General features: G+C 71.6%; 21 protein-coding genes and 1 riboswitch. Of the genes, 14 read left to right on the forward strand and 7 right to left on the reverse strand.

Going from position 1 to position 25,594, the window contains the following annotated elements:
• Window positions 1-112: 112 nt before the first annotated feature.
• From FB561_RS37425 to FB561_RS37455, 7 genes are all read left to right on the forward strand, one after another.
• On the forward strand, window positions 113-1,003 hold the full coding sequence (locus tag FB561_RS37425) for a universal stress protein (protein WP_238335350.1): 891 nt from the start codon (window positions 113-115) through the stop codon (window positions 1,001-1,003).
• 94 nt (window positions 1,004-1,097) lie between these two features.
• Window positions 1,098-1,925: a universal stress protein gene (locus FB561_RS37430; RefSeq protein ID WP_145814855.1), complete on the forward strand. Its 828-nt coding sequence runs from the start codon at window positions 1,098-1,100 to the stop codon at window positions 1,923-1,925.
• Window positions 1,926-1,965: 40 nt separating this feature from the next.
• Window positions 1,966-2,550 (forward strand): CBS domain-containing protein, encoded by a 585-nt coding sequence (locus FB561_RS37435; protein WP_170284970.1) that lies wholly within the window; start codon window positions 1,966-1,968, stop codon window positions 2,548-2,550.
• 109 nt (window positions 2,551-2,659) lie between these two features.
• The gene (locus FB561_RS38135) at window positions 2,660-3,742 is read left to right on the forward strand and encodes a hypothetical protein (RefSeq protein WP_170284971.1); all 1,083 of its coding nucleotides are present in this window, start codon (window positions 2,660-2,662) and stop codon (window positions 3,740-3,742) included.
• A 73-nt stretch (window positions 3,743-3,815) separates the two neighbouring features.
• Complete coding sequence (gene ppk2, locus FB561_RS37445) at window positions 3,816-4,643, forward strand: polyphosphate kinase 2 (protein WP_145814857.1); 828 nt, start codon at window positions 3,816-3,818, stop codon at window positions 4,641-4,643.
• A 421-nt stretch (window positions 4,644-5,064) separates the two neighbouring features.
• Window positions 5,065-5,943, forward strand: coding sequence for a universal stress protein (locus FB561_RS38420; RefSeq protein ID WP_145814858.1), 879 nt, complete (start codon window positions 5,065-5,067; stop codon window positions 5,941-5,943).
• Between the two features lie 7 nt (window positions 5,944-5,950).
• Window positions 5,951-6,751 carry a universal stress protein gene (locus tag FB561_RS37455; protein ID WP_145814859.1) on the forward strand — a complete coding sequence of 267 codons (801 nt, stop codon included), beginning with the start codon at window positions 5,951-5,953 and terminating at the stop codon, window positions 6,749-6,751.
• Window positions 6,752-6,754: 3 nt separating this feature from the next.
• Here the strand turns inward: FB561_RS37455 and FB561_RS37460 are convergent, their stop codons facing one another.
• Together FB561_RS37460 and qcrC are read right to left on the reverse strand one after the other, a co-directional pair.
• Entirely contained in the window at window positions 6,755-7,837 is a 1,083-nt protein-coding gene (locus FB561_RS37460) for a S1C family serine protease (RefSeq protein ID WP_145814860.1), read from the reverse strand.
• Window positions 7,838-8,045: 208 nt separating this feature from the next.
• On the reverse strand, window positions 8,046-8,888 hold the full coding sequence (gene qcrC, locus FB561_RS37465) for a cytochrome bc1 complex diheme cytochrome c subunit (RefSeq protein WP_202881042.1): 843 nt from the start codon (window positions 8,886-8,888) through the stop codon (window positions 8,046-8,048).
• 324 nt (window positions 8,889-9,212) lie between these two features.
• Here qcrC and FB561_RS37470 point away from each other — a divergent pair, with 324 nt between their 5' ends.
• Both FB561_RS37470 and FB561_RS37475 read left to right on the forward strand, forming a co-directional pair.
• Complete coding sequence (locus FB561_RS37470; RefSeq protein ID WP_145814861.1) at window positions 9,213-10,049, forward strand: alpha/beta fold hydrolase; 837 nt, start codon at window positions 9,213-9,215, stop codon at window positions 10,047-10,049.
• Between the two features lie 131 nt (window positions 10,050-10,180).
• A complete protein-coding gene (locus FB561_RS37475) occupies window positions 10,181-11,197 on the forward strand; it encodes an NAD(P)H-dependent flavin oxidoreductase (RefSeq protein WP_145814862.1) in 1,017 nt (338 codons plus the stop codon).
• Between the two features lie 20 nt (window positions 11,198-11,217).
• On the opposite strand, the gene FB561_RS37480 is transcribed toward FB561_RS37475, so the two are convergent.
• Together FB561_RS37480 and FB561_RS37485 are read right to left on the reverse strand one after the other, a co-directional pair.
• Window positions 11,218-12,591 carry a dihydrolipoyl dehydrogenase family protein gene (locus FB561_RS37480; protein ID WP_145814863.1) on the reverse strand — a complete coding sequence of 458 codons (1,374 nt, stop codon included), beginning with the start codon at window positions 12,589-12,591 and terminating at the stop codon, window positions 11,218-11,220.
• A gap of 133 nt (window positions 12,592-12,724) precedes the next feature.
• The gene (locus tag FB561_RS37485) at window positions 12,725-14,053 is read right to left on the reverse strand and encodes a BNR-4 repeat-containing protein (protein WP_145814864.1); all 1,329 of its coding nucleotides are present in this window, start codon (window positions 14,051-14,053) and stop codon (window positions 12,725-12,727) included.
• Window positions 14,054-14,285: 232 nt separating this feature from the next.
• Between FB561_RS37485 and FB561_RS37490 the strand changes: the two genes are divergently transcribed.
• The 3 genes from FB561_RS37490 to FB561_RS37500 all read left to right on the forward strand — a co-directional run bounded on the left by FB561_RS37490 (window position 14,286) and on the right by FB561_RS37500 (window position 17,362).
• Window positions 14,286-15,140: a sugar phosphate isomerase/epimerase family protein gene (locus tag FB561_RS37490; RefSeq protein ID WP_145814865.1), complete on the forward strand. Its 855-nt coding sequence runs from the start codon at window positions 14,286-14,288 to the stop codon at window positions 15,138-15,140.
• The gene (locus FB561_RS37495; protein WP_145814866.1) at window positions 15,137-16,279 is read left to right on the forward strand and encodes a Gfo/Idh/MocA family protein; all 1,143 of its coding nucleotides are present in this window, start codon (window positions 15,137-15,139) and stop codon (window positions 16,277-16,279) included. The genes FB561_RS37490 and FB561_RS37495 overlap by 4 nt, the downstream gene beginning before the upstream one ends.
• 114 nt (window positions 16,280-16,393) lie before the next feature.
• A complete protein-coding gene (locus tag FB561_RS37500) occupies window positions 16,394-17,362 on the forward strand; it encodes an IS481 family transposase (protein ID WP_145808826.1) in 969 nt (322 codons plus the stop codon).
• A 10-nt stretch (window positions 17,363-17,372) separates the two neighbouring features.
• Here FB561_RS37500 and FB561_RS37505 read toward each other — a convergent pair whose 3' ends face one another.
• From FB561_RS37505 to FB561_RS37515, 3 genes are all read right to left on the reverse strand, one after another.
• Entirely contained in the window at window positions 17,373-18,416 is a 1,044-nt protein-coding gene (locus tag FB561_RS37505; protein WP_202881041.1) for a LacI family DNA-binding transcriptional regulator, read from the reverse strand.
• Between the two features lie 102 nt (window positions 18,417-18,518).
• Window positions 18,519-19,532, reverse strand: a complete 1,014-nt coding sequence (locus FB561_RS37510) for an aldo/keto reductase (protein ID WP_145814867.1) — start codon at window positions 19,530-19,532, stop codon at window positions 18,519-18,521.
• Between the two features lie 86 nt (window positions 19,533-19,618).
• Window positions 19,619-20,593, reverse strand: coding sequence for an iron-siderophore ABC transporter substrate-binding protein (locus tag FB561_RS37515; protein WP_145814868.1), 975 nt, complete (start codon window positions 20,591-20,593; stop codon window positions 19,619-19,621).
• A 73-nt stretch (window positions 20,594-20,666) separates the two neighbouring features.
• Here FB561_RS37515 and FB561_RS37520 point away from each other — a divergent pair, with 73 nt between their 5' ends.
• On the forward strand, window positions 20,667-22,940 hold the full coding sequence (locus tag FB561_RS37520) for a penicillin-binding protein (protein ID WP_145814869.1): 2,274 nt from the start codon (window positions 20,667-20,669) through the stop codon (window positions 22,938-22,940).
• A 48-nt stretch (window positions 22,941-22,988) separates the two neighbouring features.
• Window positions 22,989-23,217: riboswitch (cobalamin riboswitch) on the forward strand.
• A gap of 128 nt (window positions 23,218-23,345) precedes the next feature.
• The coding region (gene metE, locus FB561_RS37525) for a 5-methyltetrahydropteroyltriglutamate--homocysteine S-methyltransferase (protein WP_238335351.1) at window positions 23,346-25,594 on the forward strand (2,249 nt) is incomplete at its 3' end.

Here is a 25,594-nt window from a genome sequence, read left to right on the forward strand (position 1 = left end):
AGATCCGGCGCTGGGCCGCCGACGTGGCCGCCGCGATCCACGCGATCGAGGCGGCGCCCTGGCATCGGCCGACGGTCCCGGCCACGGCACGGCATCGGAGATCGACCGGTCGTTGACCGAGAACGGGGCGGAGCGGATGGCCGACATCATCGTGGTCGGGTACGACGGGTCACCAGCCGGTGTCGCCGCCCTGCACTGGGCCGCGGACGAAGCCGCTCTCCGCCGGGCCCGGTTGCGCCTCACGTATGTGCTGCCGCGGCCGACGATGACCGGCCCGATGGGGACCGGGTCCCCGCTGCCCACCGAACCCCTGCGGCACAACGCGGAACTGCTGCTCGACCGGGTCCGTGCCGAGATCCCCGGGACCCACCCCGGCCTGGTCGTCGAGGCGCTGGTCGTCTTCGGCGAGGCCGCGCCGGCTTTGTTGCAGCAGGCAACGGATGGGGCGCTGGTCGTGCTCGGCTCGCGCGGGCTGGGCGAGTTCCGCGACCTGGCGATGGGGTCGGTCGCGGCGCACGTGGCGACGCACGCCGACTGCCCGGTCGTCGTGGTCCCGGCGGGCTGGGCCCCGCACGAGGCCTCGGGCGGGGTCGTGGTCGGCGTCGACGGGTCGGAGTTGTCGGTGGCCGCGATCGACTTCGCCTTCGGCGCGGCGGAGGACCGGCGGTTGCCGGTGACCGCGGTGATGGCGTGGCACGACCCGGTCCGCCTCGGCCACGGTGACCAGCTTCCCCTGGTCTACGACCTCGACATGCTCGAGCAGGAGAACACCGCGCTGCTGGCCGAATCGGTCGCCGGGCACGCGGAGCGGTACTCCGATCTCGAGGTCCGGCGCGAGCTCGTCCGCGGGCACGCGACCGACGTCCTGATCGCCGCGGCGAAGGCGGCCGAGCTGCTCGTCGTCGGGTCCCGGGGGCGCGGCGCGTTCGCCGGTCTGCTGCTGGGATCGACGTCCCGCGCCCTGGTCCACCACGCGCCCTGTCCGGTCGCGGTGGTGCGCTGAACGGAGGCCCGGACCCGGGACCTTCGCCTCTAGGGCCACTTCCGGCGGCGGCGCATGGTGTGAGCAGGACGGCAGCCCTGGGGAGGTCAGGCCAATGAGGTACGGGCGTGTGGTGGCAGGGATCGACGGCTCACCGGCCGCCGAGGCCGCGATCCGCTGGGCGTCGGCCGAGACGGTGGCCCGGGACGCGGAACTCGTTCTGCTGCACGCGTTCGTGTGGCCGTTGTTCAAGGTCCCGCTCGGGCCGAGCGACATGGCGCCCGGCCTCCGCGCGGGAGCCGACAAGATCGTCCAGGACTCGGTCGAGCTGGCCCGCAAGTTCGAGGCGGGGGTCACCGTGCGCGGGGTGCGCCGGGACGGCTTCCCGGCCGCGGTCCTGGTCGGTGTATCGAGCTCGGCGGACCTGGTCGTGATCGGCAGCCGCGGTCTCGGCACCAGGCTGGGCGCGATGATCGGGTCGACCGGACTGGAGCTGGCCGCGAACGCGCGCTGCCCGGTCGTCGTGGTCCGCCCGGACCAGGGCGACGACCCCGACCGCGCGGCAGGGCCCGTGGTGATCGGGTACGACGGGTCGGAGGCCGCGGCCACCGCGCTCGACTTCGGTCTCGACCACGCCCGACGGCACGGCGTACCGATCCGGGTCGCCGTGGCCAAGCAGCTGGTCGTCGGGGACGGGCCGGCCGAGGACGTACGGACCCGGGTCCGGGAGCGGGCCGGTGACCTGGCGGCAGAGTTCGCCCCGGTCACCGGGCATCCGGCCGACCAGCTGCTGCGATTGTCCGCGGACGCGAGCCTGGTCACGCTCGGCTCGCGGGGCCGGGGCGGGTTCGCCGGGATGATCCTCGGGTCGGTCAGCCAGACCGTGCTGCACCATGCGACCTGCCCGGTGGCGGTCATCCCGCCCGCCGCGATCGGAGGATGACCCCGGCCGCGGCGTCCGGGGGCGGAACGAGGTGGTGACGATGCTGATCCGGGACCTGATGACGTCTCCCGCGATCACCGTGACGAGCGACATGCCGCTCGGGACCGCGCTGCGGATCCTGGACGACCGGAAGATCACCGCGATGCCGGTCCTGGACCAGGCCGGCACCCTGGTCGGGATCGTCGGCGAGGCCGACCTGGTCCCGGACGAGGCGCTGCTCGACGACAAGGTCCCGATCAGCGCGCTCCGCCGGGTCACCGACGCACCCGCCCGCCGGGTCGCCGACGTGATGAACCACCTGGTCGCCACCGTCCAGGCCGACGACGAGCTGGACTCCGCCGTCGATCTGATGTGGTCGACGATGGTGAAGAGCCTGCCGGTGGTCGACCACGGCAAGGTGGTCGGGATGATCAGCCGCAGCGACGTCGTCCACCTGCTGGCCGGTCGCGACGACCGGATCCAGGCCGAGGTCCGCGAGCTGGTCGAGACCGAGTGCGCGGACTGGCTGGTCACCGTCCAGGACGGGATCGTCACCGTGACCGGCCCGGCCGACGCGCACCAACGCCGCGTCGCCGAGGTCCTCGCCCACACCGTCCAGGGCGTCGTCGCGGTCCGGATCGCCTGACTCGGGCAGTTCCTGGCCGCGGGTCCAGGCAGGTGCGGCGGATCGGCAGTGATCCATCCTGGGCGCACGATCCCCGCGCTGTGGACCTCGGGCTACCTACACTTCAGCAATGTCTGACACAGCTCCGGTACCGAGCCGCGATCGGGCCGTGACCCACGTCCTGGACACGTTCGGTGGAGCCCTCGGATTCCAGCCGCGGGGCGTCCGGGACGGATTCACCACCGGGGTGGACACCGACGGCACCATCCGGGTCGCCGGCCGGCATCGGCGAGCGCTCGACCGGCTGTTCCTGGCCTCCTCAGAGAACCGGCAACCCGGCTACCTCACCAGGCTGCAGGCGCGCAACGCACTGCACGCTCTCGGTTCCGCGGCCGCCAAGGCAGCGCTGACCCCGGCGAACCTGCCAGGAGACGACCCCACCCGTCAGCGCGCCGAGACGGCGGTGGCCAAGGGCCTGCCCGGCGCCTGGGCCGACACCCAGCTGAACGACGCACTCCAGCCAGACTCGTGGGCCACGTCGGCAGGCAAGGTCTACCCACCGATCCGGCGCATCCTGAGCCCCGACTACGCCGCGATCGACGGCGCGAAGAAGCTGGTCGGCTCCCTGTCCCGGGCCTCCGGCAGGCCCTCACGCGAGGTACTCGATCAGCTGGTCAAGAGCTCGGACCGGTGTCGAACCGCCGCGGAGCAGATTCGCGGCGGACCAGCGCAGCCTTCGGATGTCGCGACGGAGCAGACGACAGCCGTCATTGCCAAGCAGCTCGCGGGCGAGCGATCCCGAGGGCAGAAGGTCGCCGCCGCAGCGGGGTTCGCGGCGGCGGGTGTCGCTGGAGCCACGGGTGCGATCCCGGTCGCGGCCGGCCTGGCAGCAGCGAGCGCGACCACCTGGCGTGCCGCCAACGCCAACAACGCGGCAGCCGGCGCGCGACAAGCGGTGGTAGCCGCCGATCAAGCCGGCCGGCAGGTCTCGGCTTCCCCGCAGGCCCGCCAGGACGTACCCCCAGTACCGACGCAGGAGAAAGCGGCCGAGACGGCCCGTCCGATCCAGGCGACGCTGACTCCTCAGCAGGTCCTCGCGCCGAACTCACCAGCGGCCGGAGCGGTCAGGCAAGCCACCAGCGGAATCGACGGAGCAAGGGGGCCGCAGGCCACCGGCCGCACACACGATCCGAGCCGCGGCCTCGGCGACTGAGCCGGACTCACGGTTCGACGATTCCCTCCGGCGGCTACGGTCGAAGCAGCACCGTGACACGGGAGGTCGGGAGATGACGGTGAAGGACGCGCAGCCGAAGGGCGGCAAGAAGAGCCGGTTGCCGAAGAAGGTCTACACCAAGGAACTGCTGCGGCTGCAGGCCGAGCTGGTCAAGCTGCAGGAGTGGGTCCGGGCCGAGGGCGCCCGGGTCGTGGTGGTGTTCGAGGGCCGGGACGCGGCCGGCAAGGGCAGCACGATCAAGCGCGTGACCCAGTACCTGAACCCACGGGTCGCCCGGATCACCGCGCTGCCGGCGCCGACCGAGCGGCAGCGGTCCCAGTGGTACTTCCAGCGCTACATCGAGCACCTCCCCGCAGCCGGCGAGATCGTCCTGTTCGACCGCAGCTGGTACAACCGGGCCGGCGTCGAACGGGTGATGGGGTTCTGCTCGAACGACGAGTACGTCCGGTTCCTGCGGCAGGCCCCGGTGTTCGAACGGCTGCTGGTCGAGGACGGCATCCTGCTGCGCAAGTACTGGTTCTCGGTCAGCGACAGCGAACAGGAGAACCGGTTCCGCAGCCGGCTGGAGGACCCGATGCGGCGGTGGAAGCTGTCGCCGATGGACCTGGAGTCGATCACCCGGTGGGAGGACTACTCCCGCGCCAAGGACGAGATGTTCCTCCAGACCGACCGGCCGGAGGCTCCCTGGTACGTGGTGGAGAGCGAGGACAAGCGGACCGCGCGGATCAACATGATCGCGCACCTGCTGTCCACGATCCCGTACCACGAGGTCCAGCGGGCCCCGTTGGACCTGCCGCCGCGGCCCCCGTCGAAGGGGTACGAGCGGACGCCCCGGGAGATGCAGACCGAGATCCCCGACCACGCGGCCGGCCTGCGCTGACCGCTGGTACCACCGGGCGGGTCCGGAACGAAGAGATGCCGTGCGACCGGTGAGGTGATCGGTCGCACGGCACCCTCGCCGGAGATACGCGCCCCTCAACGCGCTCCAGCAGATCCGCGGCTGTCCCCTGGACCCGCGGACATCGTCGCCGGCACCGGGAACCACGGCGATCCCCGCGTGCTGACCTTTCGAGAGTCGCGCGTTCCGGTGGGCCGGTGGCAGGGGCCGTCGGCCCGTCCTCGGGTGCCATAGGACCCGGCCGCTCGGGACCGTCCCCGGGACCCGTCTCCACAAAGCGGACACGGCGGCAACCCAGGTGGCGCAGGTGCGGCGAAGGGCCCGGGTGGTTCGGGACCTCCAGCCCTGCCGAGGTCCGCGGCCCGGCGGGAGGGTCGAGGGGAGCTTGTCCGAGGAGGGGCCCATGACCGCACAGACCTCGTCCGTCGTCGTCGGTTACGACGGCTCGCCCGGCGCGGAAGCGGCGCTCGAGTGGGCCACGGCCGAGGCGGTCCGGCTGCTGTTGCCGCTGCGGATCGTGGAGGCGTCCGCGCTGGTCGTCTCGACCGAGCCCCGGCACCCGGGCAAGGTCGTCCCGTTGGCGGCGTTGCGGACCGCCCGGGAGCGCGGTCTCCGCACGCTGGCCAACGGGATCCGCGGGCGGCACCCAGGACTCACTGTCGAGACGCTGCTCGTCGAGGGCGGTCCCGCCCAGACCCTGATCGAGGAGACGGCGCACGCCCGCCTGGTCGTCCTCGGGTCCCGCGGGCTCGGCGGATGGTCCGGGCTGCTGGTCGGATCGGTCGCGGTCCAGGTCGGTACGCACGCGCAGTGCCCGGTCGTCGTGATCCCGCCCGACGTCCGGCCCCGGGCCAGGGAGCGGACCGTGGTCGTCGGGGTGGACGGCTCGAAGACGTCGGCCCGGGCGATCGACTTCGCCTTCGACCAGGCCGCCGCAATCGGGGCCAAGATCATCGCCGTGCACGCGTGGTCCAGCCCGTTCATGACACATCTGGAGGACGGCCGGTCGACGTTGCAGTTCGAGGACGACGACGTCGAGGAGTCGAGCCGGTTGCTGGTGGCCGAGTCGGTCGCCGGCGCGGTCGCCGATCACCCGGACGTCCCGTGGCAACCGCAACTGGTCGACGGGCATCCGGCCCGGGCGATCCTCGCCGAGGCGCAGTCGGCCGATCTCGTCGTGGTGGGCTCGCGTGGTCGCGGTGGATTCACCGGGCTGCTGCTCGGCTCCGTCGGTCAGAGTGTGCTCCACCACGCGCCCTGTCCGGTCGCGATCGTCCGCTGAGGTCGTCATGTCCGACTGCGTCGTCGTCGGGTACGACGGATCACCGGGAACCGCTCCGGCCGTCCGCTGGGCGGCGTGCGAGGCCCAGCGTCGTGGGCTGGGTCTGCGCATCGTCCACGCGCCGCCCTGGCCGGCCGGCCACGCCGTCCTGCGGGAGCTCGGCGAGATCCGCGAGCACGCCGAGGAGGTCCTGCTGGCGGCCTCGGAGCGGATCCTGTTCGACCACACCGGCCTGCCGATCGAGCTGGCCGCGGTGATCGGTGACCCGGTCCCGGTTCTGTTGCGTGAGGCAACCACAGCGGCCGGCCTGGTGGTCGGGTCCGGCCGGGCCGACCCGGGCGAGGACCTGGCCGCCGGATCGGGGAAGTTCCACCTCGCCGCTCATGTACCGTGCCCGCTCGTCGTCGTCCCGCCGGACTGGGGTCCGCGCGGTGTCCCGCGGATCGTGCTGGGGATCGACGGTACGGCCTCGGTCGCGCCGACCCGGTACGCGCTCGACCATGCCGTGGCCGCCGGTGCCCGGCTGGTCGCCGTGCTGACGTGGCAGGACCAGCGCGCCGATCCGCCGGACGAGCTCCCCGAGATCGCGGAACTGCTCGCCAAACAGGCCGCGGAGCATCCCGGGCTCGACCTGTCCGACCGGATCGTCCACGGTCCCGCCGCGAACGTACTCCTCGACGCCGCCCGCTCGGCACAGCTGCTCGTCGTCGGTGCCCGGGGCAACGGTTCCTTCCCCGGCTCGTTCCTCGGCTCCGTCACACACGCCGTACTCCAGCACGCCACTTGCCCGGTCGCCGTGATCCCCTGAGGCTCACTCGCCGAGTGTGACCGTCGCGGTCTGCGCCGCACCACCTCGGTCGTACTGCACCTCGACCGTCTCCCCCGGCGACTTGGACAGCGAGATCTCCTGCACCTGGTCCCCGCTCGACACCGTCTCGCCGTCCAGCGCGGTGATCACGTCGCTCTGCCGAAGACCCGCACGTGCCGAAGGTCCACCTGGCGTCACACTCGACACGTACAGCGCGTCCGGTGCGATCGTGCTCTCTCCACGCGAGATCGGTACCACGGCCAGGCCGAAGTCGCCGTGCTGGACCCGGCCGTCCGCGATCAGCCGGTCCGCGATGCTCTTCGCCGTGTCGCCCGGGATCGCGAACCCGAGGCCGATACTGCCCGCGACCGGCCGCCCGAGCGAGTCGTCCGCGGTCGCACCCGCCGTCGGTACGCCGATCAGCTCGCCGTCGCAGTTGGCCAGGGTGCCGCCGCTGTTGCCCGGGTTGATCGCCGCGTCGGTCTGCAACGCGGACACCAGCAACGCGGTCATCGTGCCGTCCGCGGGGACCCGGACCGACCGGCCCTGGGCACTCAGGACGCCGGCGGTGATCGTGTCGGTCAGGCCGAGCGGCGCCCCGATCGCGAACACCTGGTCGCCGATCGCGGGCGCCGGACCGAACGCGATCGGCGTCACCGCGGACTGCGGCTGGACCGACAGGACCGCGAGATCGGTCGAGATGTCGCGCCCCACCAACGTGGCCCGCAGTTCCTCGCCGTTCGGCCGCAGGACCGTGACGCTGCCGCCGCCGACGGCCTTCGAGATCACGTGGTTGTTGGTCAGCACGTGGCCCGCGGTGTCCAGGAACTGCCCCGAACCGTTGCCCCGGACCCCGTTCGCCGCCTGCGCGTAGATCGTCACCACCGACGGCATCGCCTTCGTCGCCACCGGCCCGGCCTCGCACGCGCCGCCGTTCCCGGTACTCCGCACCCAGCCGACCGCCGCGATCAAGGCCAGCAACGACACCACCACGAGCGCCACGACCAACGGCGACCACCCGGCCCCACGCCGAGCCTCCTCGGCACCCCCGTCCGTACCAGCCCCGTCCGTACCAGCCCCGTCCATACCAGCCCCGTCCGTCCTGGCCCCGTCCGCCCTGGCCCCGTCCGTCCTGGCCCCGTCCGCCCTGGCCCCGTCCGTCCTGGCCCCGTCAGTACTGGCCGTGGCTGTAGCGGCCATGTGTCGCCATCGTCCGAGCAGCGGGCCGGAGCCGGATCCCCCGGACCGGGGGTTGCCTCGGCTCCCGCTTCACCCGCTTCGGGTGACGCCGGGGTTACTCCTCGTTGTGCTGGGCGCGTCTCGCCCGGACGCCCTTGGCGGTGATCCAGATCGCGACGGCGATCAGCAGGCTGATTCCGACCACCCAGCCCCACAGGCCCTCGGAGACGGGGCCGAGCCGGCCGAGGCCGAAGCCGCCCGGGTCGGTCTGCTGCTGGAGTTCGACGATGTAGGCGATGATGGCGCGCTTGTCCTCCGGGTACAGCACCTGGTCGGAGAAGACCGGCATCTGCTGCGGGCCGGTGAGCATCGCCTCGTAGATGTGCTTCGGCGACGACTGCATCAGCGACGGCGCGTACCGGCCGTTCGGCAACGCGCCGCCACGGCCGGCGAAGTTGTGGCAGGCCGTGCAGTTCGTCCGGAACAGCTCGCCGCCGCGGGCCAGCTGTTCGTCGGTGACCTGGCTGACGTCGTAGTACTGCGGTGGCGGAATCGCCGGACCGGGGGCCAGCGACGCGACGTACGCGGCCAGCGCCTCGGTCTCGGCCTCCGTGTACGCCCGCGGCTTCTGCTCGACCTGGGCGCCCGGCTGGACCGCCGGCATCCGCCCGGTCCCGACCTGGAAGTCGACCGCCGCCGCACCGACCCCGATCAGCGGTGGCCCGGCGATCCGGCCCTCCCCGTCCGTCCCGCCCTCGGCGTGCAGACCATGACAGCTGGAGCACCCGACCGCGAAGAGTTTGCGGCCTTCCTCGATCAGCTGCGACTTGGACGACTGGTCCGCGACCGCGTTGTCCGGTGCGACCGCGGCGTACGCGCCACCCACCAGCAGCAGCCCAGCCAGCACCACGGCGGCCCCCGCGAACCGGCGCCGCCGCCACCCCGAGCCCCATCGCAGGACTGCCACGAGTCCCCCTCACTGCACGCTGTCGCTGTGATGCCCCTGGTACGTCGGTACGCCTGCGCCCGCGACGCTGTCAAGACCGCGCGCCGTCCTTGACCGGGCCGTGCCGTCCTGATCAAACGCATGACAGGTTGCTCTGAGCAACCGATTGCCGTCAGTCGTTGCCGACCGCCAGAACCCAAGAGGTGAAGGGATTACCATTCGCGACCGCTGGACATCGGAGCTGGCTTCGTCGGAGGTTGGTCCGCAGGGGCGTTTGCCGGGGAGGGGTCCTGCGTGGGCGGCCCACGTCATGTTCCGCCGATCGGAAGGTTTGCCATGCTGAGCAACGCCCTGCGCAGAACCGGTTCCCGGACCGTCCGCCTCACCGCGGTCATCCTCGCTCTGCTGCTCGTCCCCCTCGGTGTCACGTCCGCCGAGGCGGGCTCGTCGGGCCGGCACCCGAAGCCGACCATCGTGCTCGTGCACGGTGCGTGGGCCGACGGGACCAGCTGGGCCGACGTGGTCAAGCGCCTGCAGCACGACGGGTACACGGTGGTCGCACCGCCCAACAACCTACGCGGACTCGCCGCCGACTCCGCCTACATCCGCGACTTCCTGCAGACGATCAGCGGACCGATCGTGCTCGCGGCCCACTCGTACGGCGGCGCCGTGATCACGAACGCGGCCACCGGACTCCCGAACGTGAAGTCGCTCGTCTACATCGACGCGTTCATCCCCGACGAGGGACAGGTCCTCGGCCCGCTCGCCGGTGAGGACTCGGCCCTCGCGGGCGCGTTCACGGATCCGGCCTCGGTGTTCAAGCTGGTCCCGTACCCGAGCGCGCCGGCCGGCGTGGTCGACACGTACCTGCTGCCGAAGGTCTTCTTCGACGACTTCGCCCAGGACCTGCCGCGCCGGCAGGCGATGATGCTGCAGGCGACCCAGCGGCCGGCCTCCCTGCTGATCATCACCGAGCCGTCCGGCCCGCCGGCCTGGAAGACGATCCCGTCCTACGCACTGGTCGGCACGCAGGACCGCATCATCACCCCGGAAGCCCAGCTCGCGATGGCGAAGAACGCGGGCGCGAAGGTCGTGAAGGTCAAGTCCTCGCACGTCTCGCTGATCTCCCACCCCGACGACGTCACCCGCCTGATCGAGAAGGCCGCCCGCTGACCCGAAGCACCGACCGACGCCGGGCAGGCCTCCGGACCTGCCCGGCGTCGCCGCGCTCCGGCGCATCGGCGAGCATGGATGGCCGGGGCCGTGGTCCCGTCCGACCCAAGAGCTTCGGGAGCTGAGTACCGATGAGCACGTTCCTCGACCTGGACCTGCCGGTGATCGCCGCGCCGATGGCCGGGGGTGCCGGGACGCCGGCGCTGGTTCGCGCGGCCGCGGAGGCGGGTGGCTTCGGCTTCCTGGCCGCCGGGTACAAGCAGCCGCAGGTCCTCGCCGACGAACTCGCCGCGATGAAGGCGAGCGGCGTCCCGTTCGGCGTCAACCTCTTCGCCCCCAACCCGGTACCGGTCGACCTGGCCGCCTTCCGCCGGTACGCCGAGGTGCTCGCACCCGAGGCCGAGCGGCTCGGCGTGAGGCTCGACTCCACCGTGGCGGTCGAGGACGACGACCACTGGCACGACAAGCTGGACCTGTTGCGGGCGAATCCGGTCCCCGTGGTCAGCCTGACGTTCGGTCCGGCGAGCCCGGCCGACCTGGCTGCCCTTCGCCGATCCGGCGCGCTGGTCGTCCAGTCGGTCACCTCGGTCGAGGAGGCGAAGGCCGCGGTCGGGGTCGACGCGTTGGCGGTCCAGGCCGCCGCCGCGGGTGGTCACTCGGCCACCTTCACCCCGGCCAGGCCGCTCGCCACCACCCCGATCGCCGATCTCGTCACCGCCGTCCGGAGCGCGACCGGTCTCCCCGTGATCGCCGCCGGCGGCCTGGCCACGGCCGAGGACGTCGCTGCCGTGATCCGGGCCGGAGCCGACGCGGCGATGGTCGGCACGGTTCTCCTGCGGAGCGACGAGGCCGGTACCTCCGCGACCCACAAGGCCGCCCTCGCCGACCCCGCGCGGACCGAGACCGTCCTCACCCACGCCTTCACCGGACGACCCGCCCGCGCATTGCGGAGCACCTTCACCGACCAGTACAGCGAAGTGGCCCCGTACGGCTATCCCGCGCTGCACCACCTCACCAGCGGTCTGCGCAAAGCCGCCGCGGCCGCCGGTGACCCCGAACGACTGCACCTCTGGGCCGGCACCGGCTTCCGGCACGCCACGGAAGAACCCGCGGCCGCCATCCTCACCCGGCTCGCCGGTCGGCTCTGATGGATCCGGGTGCGGGCTGATCAGGCGATCGCCGCGGCCTGCTTCCTCTGCTTGGCGACCTGGCTCTCCAAATCACGCAGCGCGGTCAGGTACGCCTCGGAGAACGTCGGGAACGGCTGGATCACGTCGAGCAGGACCGGTAGCTGGATCCGGGCCCGGATCGCGAGCGTTGCCTGTTGCAACCATTCCCCCGCCTCCGGCCCGGCCGCGTAGGCGCCGATCAGCCGGCTCCCGTCCGAGACGAGGGTGAGGAACCCGGGTCGCGTGTCGTAGTGCCGCGTGTACGTCGCGGTCCGCGCGACCCCGGAGAGCTGGACGGTCGCCGTGTACGGTCCCTCGGCCTCACCGACCGATGCGGCCTGCGGGTCGCAGAACACCACCCGCGGCACCGACTCGTACTGCGCGCGCCGCAGCCGGCCGTGGATGTTCGAGGCGACGACGCGGCCCTGGTACTTGCCGACGTGGGTGAGCTGCCAGAGTCCGGTCGCGTCGCCGATCGCCCAGAGGTTCGGGCCCGCGGACAGCCGGTCGTCGACAGGGATACCGTGGGGACCCGGCGTGATCCCGACCGTCTCCAGCCCGAGGCCGGCGGTCCGCGGCTGCCGCCCGGTCGCCACCAGCAGTTTGTCCCCGCGCACCTGCGAGCCGTCGGCGAACGCGAGCACGTACTCCGACCCGTCGTGGCTCGCCCCGGCGACCTCCTGCCCGCAGCGCAGCTCGATACCGTCCTCGGTCAGGCCGGCGTGGACGGCCTCGCCGAGTGCTCGTGGTTCGCGGGGGAGCACGTGGTCGCCGCGTTCGACCAGGACGACCGAGCCGCCCATCCGCGCGACCGCCTGGGCCATCTCGACCCCGGTCGGTCCGGCCCCGAGGACGAGCAGCCGGCGCGGGAGCTCGGTCATCCCGGTGACCTCCCGGTTCGTCCACAGACCGGGCAGCTCGCGCAGTCCCGGAACCGGCGGGACGACCGGGTCCGACCCGGTGGCGATGACGATGTGCTCGGCCGTGTACTTCTGCCCGCCGACCTCGACCGTGTTCGGGCCCGCGAGCCGGCCGGCGCCGCGCAGTACCGCGATCCCCGCACCGGCCGCCCAGGACTCCTGCCCGGCGTCGGAGTAGTCGGACACCATGAAGTTCCGCCAGTCGAGCACCGCGTTCGCGTCGATCGAGCCGGTCACCGCCTCCTTCGCACCCGGTACGTCCCGGGCCGCGGCGACCGCCTCGCCCGGGCGCAGCAGGGTCTTCGACGGGATGCACGCCCAGTACGAGCACTCCCCGCCGAGGCGTTCCCGCTCGACGATCGCGACCCGCGTACCGTCCTCGGCGATCGCGGCGGCACAGTGTTCGCCGGGCGACCCGCCGCCGATGACGATGGCGTCGAAGTTCGTGTCCATCCCGCACCCCTTGGCTCGCGTGGAGGTGACACCGGCCGATGCCACCCCGCCAAGGTGCCGCCCCGCCCCACCGGATCGAGCCAGGGCAACACCCTGGTGAGTGCCTGGTGCTCCGGCCGGTTCTCTCCCGACTCTACGCGCGCGGCTGGTCGAGCAGGACGACCTCGCAGGTGTAGTGCTGGGACGCCGTCATCGTGCCGCGGAACCAGAGCAGCGGGACCCGGTCCGGATCGCCCGGCGCGACGATCGGGCGCAGGTTGTCGCCGTCGGAGTTCTCGGTGACCGGCGTCCAGGTCCAGGACGCGCCACCGTCCGAGGTGCGGCCTTGGAAGATCTCGTGGTGCGCCAGGGCGGTCCCGTCGCGCGGATCGATCGGCGCCGACAGGTACAGCGAGTCCAGGTCGTACGGGTCGAGCGCGACCAGGCCCGTGTAGTCCTGCTCGTGCGGGAGCAACCCGGGCCCGGCCTTCGCCAACTGGTGCACCTGCCACTCACCGCCCGGTGCGAGTCGCGCGTAGAAGAATCGGTGATCCTCGACCTGACGCATCCGCTCGAACGCGTCCGCCGGGTTCTCGGGGCTGTCCTGCCGCGCCGTGACGATCGCGGCCAGTGTGCCGTCCTCGGCCCGGCGGATGTCGGTGGTCCAGCAGTGCGTCATCGGCTCGCCGTCCCACACCGACCCGGCCGCGAGCAAGGTCGTCAGCTCCGCCTGCGACGGCGCCTCCCCGGCCAGTACGGCCTGGTCCACCACGGTCCCGTCGGTCCGGTGCAAGGCGCCCGCTTCGAGGTACCCGTGGTAGATCGAGTTGTCGTAGTCACGCGGGTGGTGGTCCGTGGTCACCAGGTCGATCCGCGTCGGCGTCGACACGTACCGGGTGTACCCGTTCACGTACCCGACCTTGGGCCGGGTGAAGAGCTTGCCCGCGTACGACCAGGTGTCGCCCTCGTCGTCGGACACCAGCGCGCACTGGTCGTCGTTCACGGCACGCGCGAAGCAGTACAGCCGGCCGTCCAGCTCGTGCAGGTTCGAGTACGTGACCCCGCGGCCGCCGGTCAGCTCGCTCCAGTCGAACGTCTGCTCCGGCCCCCACTTCCGCGGATCACCCGGCTCGCTCACCCGCCAGCGGGTCAGGTCGTCCTTCTTGTGCTTGGTGTACACCGCGAGCCACCGGCCGTCGGTGCGCCGCCACAACGCCGGCACGTCGTGGTCGTCGATCTCGAGCCGCTCGTGCAGCACGACGACCTCGCTCGCCCCGGTCCGCAGGTCGACCACGGTGAGCTCGACGTTGCCGGCCCGCTCGGCGCCGCCCGGTCCCTCCGCCGCCGCGATCGAGCCGACCACCAACAGCTGCTCCGCCGGGTCGACCAGGGCCCGCTCGTCCTGGAACCAGCACCAGGCCCCGTTGTCGTTGACCACCCGCGGCGCGGTCACGCCGCCCTCACCGTTGCTTGAGGCAACCATCGCGTCATCAGCCGGCTCCTTCGTCGGTCGGGTCTGCCCGGCACCCTAGAGCGCGAGTTATCGTTCACACAAGAGTCCGGGGCGGTAATGTGTTATCGATAACGTCCCCCCGCTCGAAGGGTAGGCAAGCGCTTGCCCGGACCACCTCCGACTGCGTAACCTGACCCGGGTTCCGCCGGGGTCCCGAGAGCGACGGCCTTTCGCCCGGTGGGCGGGAAGGCAGGTCGGCCCGATGACAGCTGGCGACTCCGGCACGGTGGAATGGACCCTGTCCGGGTTCGGCGACGAGATCGACCAGGATCCGCGGATCCAGGCCGCTGTCCTGCTCGCGCTCGGCGCCCGGCACCTCGAGGTGCGGTCGGCGTGGGGGACGAACATCGTCGAGCTCGACAAGACCCAGCTGGACCGGCTGCGCACGGAGCTGACCGACGCCGGCGTCGGGGTCTCCGCGATCGCCTCGCCGATCGGCAAGGTCCAGGTCGACCTCCCGGTCGAGCACGAGGTGGAGCGGCTGGACCGCGCGATCGCGGCCGCCGAGGCGCTCGACACCAAGTACATCCGGATCTTCTCCTTCTACCGCGCGGACGGTGTCGCGCCGGAGGACGTCCGGGACGCCACGCTGGAGCGGATGAGCGCGCTGGCCAAGCGGGCCGAGCAGGCCGGCGTGGTGCTGCTGCACGAGAACGAGAAGGACATCTACGGCGACATCCCGTCGCGCTGCCTGGACCTGATCACCTCGGTCGGGTCGCCGGCGCTGAAGATCGCCTGGGACAACGCCAACTTCGTCCAGGTCGGCGTCCGCCCGTTCAGCGAGGGCTTCGAGGCGCTGGCGCCGTACGTCGAGTACCTCCAGGTCAAGGACGCGCGGCTCGCCGACGGCGTCGTCGTCCCGGCCGGTGAGGGCGACGGCGAACTGGCCGAGACGATCGCCGGGCTGCGGGACCGCGGCTTCGTCGGCTTCGCCTCGCTGGAACCGCACCTGGCCTCCGCGAACAACCTCGGCGGCTGGAGCGGGCCGATAGAGTTCGGTCGCGCGGCCCGGGCGTTCCGGTCGCTCACCGACCGGAGTGGAGTGAGCCTGGTATGACCGGCCAGCCCCTCGCCGTCGCCATCATCGGCTGCGGCGTCATCGGCAAGACCCACACCAACGCGGTCCTCACCCTCCCCCGGCTCCGGCTGGCCGCGCTGATCGACGTGGACACCACCCGCGCCGACGGCCTCGCCGACCAGACCGCCGAGAAGGCCGGGACCAGGCCGGCCGTGTACTCGTCGCTGGCGGACGCGCTCGACGGTCCCGACAAGATCGACCTCGTCGTGGTCGCCACCCCGAGCGGGCTGCACGTCGAGCACGCCACCGAGGCGCTCGAGGGCGGCGCGCACGTCCTGATCGAGAAGCCGCTCGACGTCGACGCCCGGCGCGGTACCGCGCTGGCCCGGCTGGCGGAGAAGGCGGCCGCGCTCGGCCAGGTCGCGTCCGTGATCAGCCAGCACCGGTTCGACCCGGCCAGCGAGATCGTCCGGCGGGCGATCGAGGCCGGCGACTTCGGCCGGATCACCTCGGCGATGGCGAGCGTGCCGTGGTGGCGCTCCCAGGGGTACTACGACTCGGGTGACTGGCGCGGCACCTGGGAGCTCGACGGCGGTGGCGCCCTGATGAACCAGGGCGTGCACACCCTCGACCTGCTGCTCTGGTTCCTCGGCCGGCCGGTGACGGTGAGCGCCGAGTTCGGGCTGCTCGCGCACCAGGGCATCGAGGTGGAGGACATCGTCACCGCCACCCTGCGGTTCGAGAGCGGCGCGCTGGCCGTGCTGCACGCGACCACCTCCGCGTACCCGGGGCTGGCCGTCCGGCTCCAGGTGCACGGGGACCGCGGGTCCGCCGTCATCGAGGGCGACAAGCTGGAGTACTTCCACGCCGCCCAGGACTCCGGCGGCGCCGACATGGGCCTGCAGGGCGGTGGCAACCAGGCCGCCCAGTTCACCGACGCGACCACCTCGGCCGGGGTCGACGCGACCCAGTTCACCGACGGGCACGTCCGGCAGTACGTCGACCTGCTCGCCGCGATCGACGAGAACCGGCCGCCCGCCGTCACCGTGGACGACGCGCTGGTCGCCCTGGCCACGGTCCGGGCCGTATACGTCTCGGCCACGACGGGCGGGAAGGTCACCCTCGACGACGTGATCGCCGGCAAGTACGACGAGGTCCGCGGGCAACTGCCGGACTAGGGCACTAGTTGTACCGGGTCGAGACGTTGGTGGCAGGTGGGGTGGGGTTGACGTGAGGAGAACCTCCGGTTGGGGTGTGGCTTGTCGAAGGCTTCACACTCACCGGAGGTTCTCGTGTCCCACCGTAACGCGCGTACGACGTTTCATGGCCGGTTGCTGATCGTGCAGCGGCACCGGGCCGGGTGGGCGCAGGCGCATATCGCGAAGGCGATGGGTGTGTCGCGCAAGTGTGTGAAGACCTGGCTCGATCGGTACGAGGCTGAAGGCGAGGCGGGTCTGCGGGACCGGTCGTCGCGGCCGCATCGGTGTCCGCGGCGTACGCCGGCCGAGGTCGAGCAGCGGGTCCTGGACGCGCGGGAGCGGTTGCGGCTCGGTCCGGAACCGATCGCGGCCCAGACCGGGGTACCGGCCCGGACGGTGTCGCGGATCCTGCGCCGCCACCGGGTGCCGCATCTGGCCGTGTGTGACCCGATCACCGGTCAGGTGATCCGGGCCTCCAAGACCACCGCGATCAGGTACGAGCGGGACCGGCCAGGCGAACTGGTCCACATGGACGTGAAGAAGATCGGCCGGATCCCCGACGGCGGCGGCTGGCGCGCACACGGCCGCGCCAGCGCCTCGACCCGCCGCGACCGCAGCACCCGGGTCGGGTTCGACTACGTGCACTCACTCGTCGACGACCACTCCCGGCTGGCCTACTCAGAGATCCTGCCCGACGAGAAAGGCCCCACCTGCGCCGGCTTCCTGACCCGCGCCATCGCCTTCTTCGCCGCGCACGGCATCACCCGGATCGAACGGTTGATGACCGACAACGCCTGGTCCTACCGCTGGTCACTGCGCGAGGTCTGCGCCACCCACGCCATCACCCAGAAATTCATCAAACCCCACTGCCCCTGGCAGAACGGGAAGGTCGAGCGCCTCAACCGGACCCTGCAAACAGAGTGGGCCTACCGGCAGGTCTTCACCACCAACACCGAACGCACCGCCGCACTTGCACCCTGGCTCGAGTCCTACAACACTCAACGCCCACACACCGCACTCGGAGGACACCCACCCATCACCCGACTGCAACCAACCTCATGACCGGGTACAACTAGTTCTTCGGAGCCGGTCCGGTCGACGCGCGGATGACCAGCCGGTTGAGGTCCGACGCGGCCGGCGGAACAGGCGGCTCCTCGCCCTGCAACAAGGCGAGCAGCCGCCTGACGGCTTCCCGGCCCTGTAGCGCGCGATCCACCTCCACGGTCGACAGCGCCGGGTCCAGGTAGCGCCCGATCTCGTCGCCGTTCCAGCCGAAGACGCTCACCTCCCCCGGTACGTCGATGCCCTGCTCCTGCAGCCCGCGGATGACGCCGAACGCGGCCTGGTCGTTGGCGGCGAAGACGGCCGTCACCCCCGAACCGGGCAGGACCTGGGTGGCCGCGTCCCAGCCCGACTGGATGCTCCAGTTCCCCTCGACCACGCCGTACGACTCCAGGCCGAGCTCGGCGACGGTCCGCTCGTACACGGTGCGCCTGTTCCGCGCGGACGTCCACGCGGCCGGTCCGGCGACGTGCAGGAACCGGCGATGCCCGAGCCCGGCCAGGTACTTCACGATGTCCGCGGCCGGGGTCGCGTCGGCCAGCAGACCCCGGGCGCGCATGTTGTCGTCGTACTCGCCGTCGATCACGATCGGGACCGCGAACGCGGACAGGTCGACGCCACCGGTCTCCTCCGACAACGGGGTGAAGGAGAGGATGGCGTCGACGCTCTCCGGGTGCAACAGCGTCCTGATCCGGGCGGCCCTGGCGGTGGCGTCACCCTCCAGGCTGACCACGTCGAGCAGGTACCCGGCCTCGTGCGCGGCGGCGGCCGCGCCCTTCAGCATCCGGACCGGCATCGCGGCCGTCGACTCCGGCAGGACGACGACGATCCGGTGCGCGCGACGGGTCCGCATCGCCCGGGCGGCGAGGTTCGGCCGGTAGTCCAGCTGCTCCATCGCGGCCGCGACCTTGGCCGAGGTCTCGGCGCTCACGGCCTCCTTGCGCAGGTACCGCGACACCGTCTGGTGGGAGACCCCGGCCAGCCGGGCCACCTCGTACATGGTCGCGGGCCGCCGCCGCTCCGGCGCCGCGCCGGCTCTGCTGTCCTGCGTCATCGGCGATCCTTCCCGGCGGCTCCCGCCGAACCGCCGATCCAGGTCCCACGATCTCACGCCCGGCCGGCGTCGCCGCGGTTCGGTCGCCCGGCGGTGGACGGCTCAGTGCCGGTCGGGCGAATCGGCCAGCAGCTCGTCGATCTGCTCCCTGATTGCTGTCGGCAACGGTCCGAACGCGACGGCCTCGGCGTGCTCCACCGCCTGGGCCGCGGTGCGCGCCCCGGGCAACGGGATGATCGCCGGGTCGAGCGCCCAGACGTAGCCGAGCGCGCCCTGGGTCAAGGTCCGGCCGCCGGTCCCGAGCAGGTCGCGGACCGCGTCGAGCCGCTGGAGCCACTCCCCCATCGCATCGTCGTCGAAGTACGTCCACCACGGGGTGTCGCGCCGGACGTCGTCGAGGGCGGGCCGGTTCGCCAGCGTGTATTTGCCGGTGAGCAGACCCATCGCGAGCGGGCTCCGGGCCAGGACGGCGAAGTTGTGCTGATGGGCCGCGGTGAGGACCTCCGGCTGGTGACCGAACACGTTGATCTGTGTCTGCACGGTCACGGCATGCGGCGACTGGGCGAAGCTCGCCATCACCTCGGGCACGTCCGCACTCGTCCCGAACGCCTTGACCTTGCCCTCGGCAACCAGCTCGGTCAGCGTCGCGACCACCTCGTCGGCCACGGCCCCGGTACTCACGCCGCCGTGCAACTGGTACACGTCGATCGCGTCCGTCCCCAGCCGCCGCAGGCTCGCCTCGCAAGCGGACCGGATCGCCGGCGGGGAGACGTCCTCCCCGGCCCCGGTCCGCGTGGTCTCGTCGAACTGGAGCGCGAACTTCGTCGCCACGATGACATCGTCCCGCGCCCCGGCCGGCAACTGGCCGAGCGCTTTGCCGAGGACGCGCTCGCTGTGACCGGTGCCGTAGACGTCGGCGGTGTCGAACAACCGGATCCCGCCGTCGACGGCGGCGTGGATCATCCGGATGCTCTCCGCGTCGTCCACCTCGCCCCAGCCGGCCGGGCGGCCGTCGAACCGGAACGGGCCGCCGATCGCCCAGCAGCCGATGCCAAGCGGGCTCGTGGTCCGATCCCCGACGGCCCGGTCCGCGACCCGTTCTGCGTTGGTGCTCATGGTGCTACTCCCTTGTCCCGAAGGCGTGTAGCACCGAGCCTGCAATCTGGAGTGGACTCCAGGTCAAGCCCTCTGGCGCGGACCGACTACGAAGCCGGCTGCAGCGCCTTGGCGAAGAGCGGGACGACGACCTTGAGGGCGTACCCGACGGACAGGACCGAGTCGGTCGCGAAGGCCGAACTGATCGTCTTGTCGGTGAAGACCACCGCGCGGCCCGCCTTGACCGAGGGGATCGCGCGGTACAGCGGGTCGGCGCCGATCTGCCCGGCGTCGACGCCGATCGGGGTGACGACGGTGAGGTCCGCGTCCAGCAGCTGCAGGTTCTCCCGCGAGACGGGCACGGAGAACTTCTCGGTCTTCCGCGCGTCGATCTCCGGGTTGTTCTTGAACCCGAGCCGCTGGACGAACTCGACCCGCCCGGTCCCGGACACGTAGGCGCCGTAGCCCGCCGAGGTCCGGGCGCCCAGCGTGATCGTCTTCCCGGCGAACTCGGGGTGCTCGCTCGCCGCCTGCTCGAAGCTCTTGGTGGCCGCGTCGATCACCTCGCGTCCCTTGGCGGACCGGCCCAGCGCCGCCGCGATCAGCTCGGTCTGCTGCTTCCAGGACAGCTTGTACTGCTCGGCGCCGGCCGGGACGCCCACCGTCGGCGCGATCGCGGCGAGGGTGTCGTACCGGGCCTGGTCGCCGCTGGACTTCACGTCGAGGATCAGGTCCGGCTTCAGCGCCGCGATCTTCTCGTACTCGGGCTCGAGCGTGCCGATCAGCTGCGGCGCCTGCTGGTACATCCCCTTCGCCCAGACACCGACCCCTTCACCGCCGAAGGCGAGCCAGTCGCTCGCGCCGACCGGCTGGACCCCGAGCGCCAGCGCCGTCTCCGCGTCGCCCCAGCCGAGGGCGACCACCCGCTTCGGCTCGGAAGGGACCTTCACCTCGCCGAACTTCGTGGCCACGCGGGCGAACGGCTCGTCCGCGCTCGCCTCCTCCGGGCCGGTCCCGCACCCCGCGAACGTCGTCGCGAGGGCGAGCAGGGCAGCCGCAACTCCGATGCGTCGAGCGATCATGGCGGTTAGGTTAACCTAACCTAATTTGCGGCGAGTCCTGACCCGCCTCCACCTCCTCCGTTAGCCTTGTGGTATGCGCACAGCCGAAAGGGGTGTCCGCAGTCGCGCTCGGTCGCTGGTCGTGTTCCTCGGCGTGAGCGTGCTGGCTGGTGCGCTGGCCGCGGGGCTGGCGATTCCGTTCGCGGGGTTCGCCGGGTTCGCCACCCAGAAGGCGGCCGTCTCGATGCAGAACCTGCCGCAGGACCTGGAGACCGCTCCACTCGCCGTCCGCAGCAAGATGCTGGCCGCCGACGGGACCTGGATCGCCACCCTCTACGAACAGAACCGGGTCCCGGTGCCGCTGGACCAGATCAGCCCGATCATGCGGCGCGCGATCGTCGCGATCGAGGACTCACGCTTCTACGAGCACGGCGCCCTGGACGCCCAGGGCACGCTGCGCGCGCTGATCCGGAACCGGAGCGAGGGCTCGGTCCAGCAGGGCGGCTCCAGCATCACCCAGCAGTACGTGAAGATGAGCCTGATCGAGAAGGCCGACACCGCCGAGCAACGCAAAGCGGCCACCGCCGTCACCTACGAGCGCAAGCTCACCGAGCTGCGGTACGCGGTCGCCATCGAGAAGCAGTTCAGCAAGGACCAGATCCTGGAGAAGTACCTGAACCTGGCCAACTTCGGCGACGGCGCGTTCGGCGTCCAGACGGCCGCGCAGCACTACTTCGGCGTCTCGGCCGCCAAGCTCACCCTGCCCCAGGCCGCGATGCTGGCCGGCCTGGTGAAGAACCCGACCGGGTACGACCCGACGAACAACCTGAAGCGGGCCAAGGACCGCCGGGACCTGGTCATCGCCCGGATGCGCGAGCTGAACCTGATCACTGCCAAGCAGGCCGCGGACGCCAGGAAGGCGCCGGTGATCGACTTCAAGAAGATCCGCAAGGTCCCGAACGGCTGCGCCAACTCGCGGTACCCGTTCTACTGCGAGTACGCGGTGGCCAAGTTGCTGGACAACCCGGCCCTCGGCAGTACCCCGAAGGAGCGCGAGCACTACCTGAAGACCGGCGGGCTGACCATCCGGACCTCGCTCGACCCGCGGATCCAGGCGGCCGCGCAGGCGTCGATCAAGGAGCACGCCAAGGTCTCGGACACCGCGATCGCGGCCATCACCGTGGTCGAGCCAGGCAGCGGCCTGGTCAAGGGGATGGTGCAGAGCAAGCCGTACGGCAAGGGCCGCAACCACACGTACTACAACCTGAACGTGGAGAAGTCGTACCCCGGCGGGTACGGCGGGTTCCAGAACGGCTCCACCATGAAGGCGTTCACGATCGCGGCCGCGATCCAGCAGGGGCTGCCGCTGACGTACCGGATCAACTCGCCCGCGCAGATCGACCTGAGTGGACGCCGGTTCAAGACCTGCTCCGGCTCCACCCGGGACCCGAACTACCGCCCGCGGAACTCCACCCGCAGCGGCAACCTGACGATGATCGAAGCCGCGAAGGCCTCGACCAACACGTACTTCCTGCAACTGTCCCAGCGCACCGGGCTGTGCTCGATCGCCACGATCGCGGCGAACCTCGGCATGTACAACGCGCAGACCCAGGAACCGCTCGACCAGGTGGTCTCGATGACGCTCGGCGTCGGGTACGTGACTCCGTTGATGCTCTCGAACGCGTACGCGACCTTCGCGGCCCGCGGCAAGTACTGCCGGCCGACCGTGGTCACGTCGGTGCAGGACAAGTCCGGCAAGCCCGTCCAGACGCCCGGGATCGGTTGCCGGCAGGTCCTCACTCCCGCCGTCGCCGACGGCGTCAACCGCGTCCTCAGCGCCGTGATGGAACCGGGCGGTACCGGCGGCCGGCTGAACTTCGGCAACTGGGACCTGGCCGGCAAGACCGGCACCATCCAGGACAACCTGGCCGTCTGGTACGCCGGCTACACCCCGAACCTGGCCGCGGCCGCCGTCGTCGCCGACGCCACCCTGCCGTACACGAACCTGATGTACGGCCACACCCTCGACGGCCAGGACATCTCCGACCCGACCGGGTCCGGGACCGCGGGCCCGCTCTGGCAGACCGCGATGGAGAAGGCCCTGCAGGGGATGCCGCTGCGCCGCTTCGTCCCGCCGAACAGCAAGATCACCGGCGGCGACGGCAAGTCCCTGCCCCCGGTCAGCGGGATGAGCCCCGGCGAGGCGACGGACACGCTGAGCCGAGCCGGGTACCAGGTCGTCCTGTCCGGCGACCGGGTGAACTCCCCGGAGGCCGAGGGCACCGTCGCCTACACCGATCCGCGAACCGGCGACCGCCCGCCCCCGGGGTCCCAGGTGACGCTGTTCCTCTCCAACGGGCAGAACTGATCGCTGCCGAGGTGAGACGGCCGACACACCGGGTCGACGGGACGCGCTAAGGTCGGTGCCGCCGATGGTTCGTGTCGGCCGCGCAGAGGCGCGGCGAGGCACGAGGCAACAGGGAACCTGGCGCGAATCCGGGACTGCCCCGCAGCGGTGAACGGGAACGACCGCCGTCAGAAGCACTGGGCCGCAAGGCCTGGGAAGCGACGGCCAGTAGGCCAGCCGACCGAATCCGGTCGGCCCGCCCGTGAGTCCGAACACCTGCCTTCGGTCCGCACACCACCCGGTGTGCGGTGAGGTCGAGGGTCTCGTGGGAGGACCTGCCTGCAGCGGCTGCCGTGCGTCGGCGTGCCGCCTGGTCGCCGTCCCGCGAGCCCAGCGCCTCGTCACCGCGCTCGCGAGGAGAGAGACGTGAACACATCCATCGGTCCGATCGGGACCACCGTGCTGGGCTACCCGCGGATCGGGCCCCGGCGAGAACTCAAGCACGCCGTCGAGCAGTACTGGGCCGGCGCGATCGACGCCACCGAACTCGAGCGCCGCACGGCCGGGCAACGAGCCGCCACGCTCACCGACCTGGCCGGCCGCGGCTTGGACGTCGTTCCTGGCAACACGTTCTCGTACTACGACCAGGTACTCGACCTGGCCCATCTGGTCGACGCCGTACCGCACCGCTTCCGCGAACTCGGGTTGTCGCGGCTCGACACGTACTTCGCGATGGCCCGTGGTACCGGCGACGTGGCTCCGCTGGAACTGACGAAGTGGTTCGACACGAACTACCACTACCTGGTCCCCGAACTCGACGGCGCGACCAGCTTCCGGCTCGCCGGGGACAAGCCGCTGGCCGAGCTCGCCGAGGCGGCCGCGCTCGGGGTACGGACCCGGCCTGTCCTGGTCGGCCCGGTGACGTTCCTGCTGTTGTCGAAGGCGTCGGCGGATGCGGCCCCCGGCTTCGCCCCGCTCGATCTGCTCGACCCGCTGCTCGACGTGTACGCGGAACTGCTCGAGCGACTCGACGCGGCCGGCGCCGAGTGGGTCCAGCTCGACGAACCGGCGTTCGTGGCTGACCGGACCCCGGCCGAGTTGGACGTCTTGCGGTCCGCGTACGACCGGCTGTCCGCGCTCCCCCGGCGCCCGAAGCTGCTGGTGGCGTCGTACTTCGGCGACCTGGGCGACGCACTCCCCCGGCTGGCGGCCACCGCGGTGGAGGGGATCGCCGTCGACCTGGTGTCCGCGCCCGGGACCGTCGAACGGATCGCGGCGCTGCCCGAGTTCCAGCGCAAGACGGTGGTCGCGGGAGTGGTGGACGGGCGCAACGTTTGGCGGACCGACCTCGGGGCCGCCCTGTCACGGTGCGCGGTGCTGCTCGGATCGGTTGGTCAGCTGGTGGTTTCGACGTCCTGCTCGCTGCTCCACGTCCCGTACGACGTGGCCGTGGAGACCGACGTCGATCCCCAGGTCCGCGACCGGCTGAGCTTCGCCGCGCAGAAGGTCGACGAGGTGGTACTCCTCGGCCGGGCGCTCCACGACGACCGCGGCGTCCTGAGCTCGGCCGTTGGACGTGAGCCGGGAGATACCGAGATCCAGGCGCGAGTGGCCGCGATCCGGCCCGAGGACCGGCGTCGCGCCCCGTACGCCGAACGCGCCGCCGCGCAACGGGAGGCCCTCCGGCTGCCCGCGGTTCCGACCACGACGATCGGCTCCTTCCCGCAGACGGCCGACGTCCGCCGAGCGCGGGCCGAGTTCCAGGCGGGCCGGATCGACCAGTCGACGTACGACGAGCGGATGCGCGCCGAGATCGCCCGGGTGGTGCTGGTCCAGACCGAGCTGGGGCTCGACGTCCTGGTCCACGGCGAGCCGGAACGCAACGACATGGTGCAGTACTTCGCCGAGCAGCTCGACGGGTTCGCGACCACCCGGCTCGGCTGGGTCCAGTCGTACGGGACCCGCTGTGTCCGGCCGCCGATCCTGCACGGCGACGTGGCCCGGACCGGCCCGATGACGGTCGGCTGGACGTCGTACGCGCAGTCGCTCACCGATCGGCCGGTGAAGGGCATGCTGACCGGCCCGGTGACGATCCTGGCCTGGTCCTTCGTCCGCGACGACCAGCCGCTCGCGGTCACCGCGGACCAGGTCGCCCTCGCGCTCCGGGACGAGATCGGGGACCTGGTCGACGCCGGCACCGGCATCATCCAGGTCGACGAGCCCGCGTTGCGCGAACTGCTGCCGCTCCGCGAGGCCGAGCACAAGGAGTACCTGGACTGGGCGGTCGGCGCGTTCCGGTTGGCCACCGCCGGTGCGCCCGCGCGAGTCCAGGTGCACACGCATCTGTGCTACTCCGAGTTCGGCGCGGTGATCGCCGGGATCGACGGCCTCGACGCGGACGTGACCACGATCGAGGCGGCCCGGTCGCGGATGGAGGTCCTGGCCGACCTGGGGCGGATCGGCTTCGGCCGCGGCGTCGGACCCGGTGTGTACGACATCCACTCGCCCCGCGTACCGTCCACCGCCGAGATCGCCGACCTGCTCACGACAGCACTCGCCACGGTCCCGGCCGACCGCCTCTGGGCCAACCCGGACTGCGGCCTGAAGACCCGCGGCTACCCCGAGGTCGAAGCCGCGCTGCGCAACCTCACCGACGCTGCCCGGACGGTCCGGGC

This window comes from Kribbella amoyensis (genome assembly GCF_007828865.1).
Taxonomy (GTDB): domain Bacteria; phylum Actinomycetota; class Actinomycetes; order Propionibacteriales; family Kribbellaceae; genus Kribbella; species Kribbella amoyensis.

What these genes read in the sequence shown, in the direction of transcription:
- FB561_RS37485 (WP_145814864.1), bottom strand. Translation starts at nt 14,053, where the DNA reads ATGGTTGCCTCAAGCAACGGTGAGGGCGGCGTGACCGCGCCGCGGGTG.
- FB561_RS37470 (WP_145814861.1), top strand. Translation starts at nt 9,213, where the DNA reads ATGCTGAGCAACGCCCTGCGCAGAACCGGTTCCCGGACCGTCCGCCTC.
- FB561_RS37505 (WP_202881041.1), bottom strand. Translation starts at nt 18,416, where the DNA reads ATGACGCAGGACAGCAGAGCCGGCGCGGCGCCGGAGCGGCGGCGGCCC.
- FB561_RS37460 (WP_145814860.1), bottom strand. Translation starts at nt 7,837, where the DNA reads ATGGACGGGGCTGGTACGGACGGGGCTGGTACGGACGGGGGTGCCGAG.
- FB561_RS37475 (WP_145814862.1), top strand. Translation starts at nt 10,181, where the DNA reads ATGAGCACGTTCCTCGACCTGGACCTGCCGGTGATCGCCGCGCCGATG.
- FB561_RS38135 (WP_170284971.1), top strand. Translation starts at nt 2,660, where the DNA reads ATGTCTGACACAGCTCCGGTACCGAGCCGCGATCGGGCCGTGACCCAC.
- FB561_RS37515 (WP_145814868.1), bottom strand. Translation starts at nt 20,593, where the DNA reads ATGATCGCTCGACGCATCGGAGTTGCGGCTGCCCTGCTCGCCCTCGCG.
- FB561_RS37495 (WP_145814866.1), top strand. Translation starts at nt 15,137, where the DNA reads ATGACCGGCCAGCCCCTCGCCGTCGCCATCATCGGCTGCGGCGTCATC.
- FB561_RS37455 (WP_145814859.1), top strand. Translation starts at nt 5,951, where the DNA reads ATGTCCGACTGCGTCGTCGTCGGGTACGACGGATCACCGGGAACCGCT.
- FB561_RS37510 (WP_145814867.1), bottom strand. Translation starts at nt 19,532, where the DNA reads ATGAGCACCAACGCAGAACGGGTCGCGGACCGGGCCGTCGGGGATCGG.
- FB561_RS37435 (WP_170284970.1), top strand. Translation starts at nt 1,966, where the DNA reads ATGCTGATCCGGGACCTGATGACGTCTCCCGCGATCACCGTGACGAGC.
- FB561_RS38420 (WP_145814858.1), top strand. Translation starts at nt 5,065, where the DNA reads ATGACCGCACAGACCTCGTCCGTCGTCGTCGGTTACGACGGCTCGCCC.
- FB561_RS37520 (WP_145814869.1), top strand. Translation starts at nt 20,667, where the DNA reads ATGCGCACAGCCGAAAGGGGTGTCCGCAGTCGCGCTCGGTCGCTGGTC.
- ppk2 (WP_145814857.1), top strand. Translation starts at nt 3,816, where the DNA reads ATGACGGTGAAGGACGCGCAGCCGAAGGGCGGCAAGAAGAGCCGGTTG.
- FB561_RS37480 (WP_145814863.1), bottom strand. Translation starts at nt 12,591, where the DNA reads ATGGACACGAACTTCGACGCCATCGTCATCGGCGGCGGGTCGCCCGGC.
- FB561_RS37430 (WP_145814855.1), top strand. Translation starts at nt 1,098, where the DNA reads ATGAGGTACGGGCGTGTGGTGGCAGGGATCGACGGCTCACCGGCCGCC.
- FB561_RS37490 (WP_145814865.1), top strand. Translation starts at nt 14,286, where the DNA reads ATGACAGCTGGCGACTCCGGCACGGTGGAATGGACCCTGTCCGGGTTC.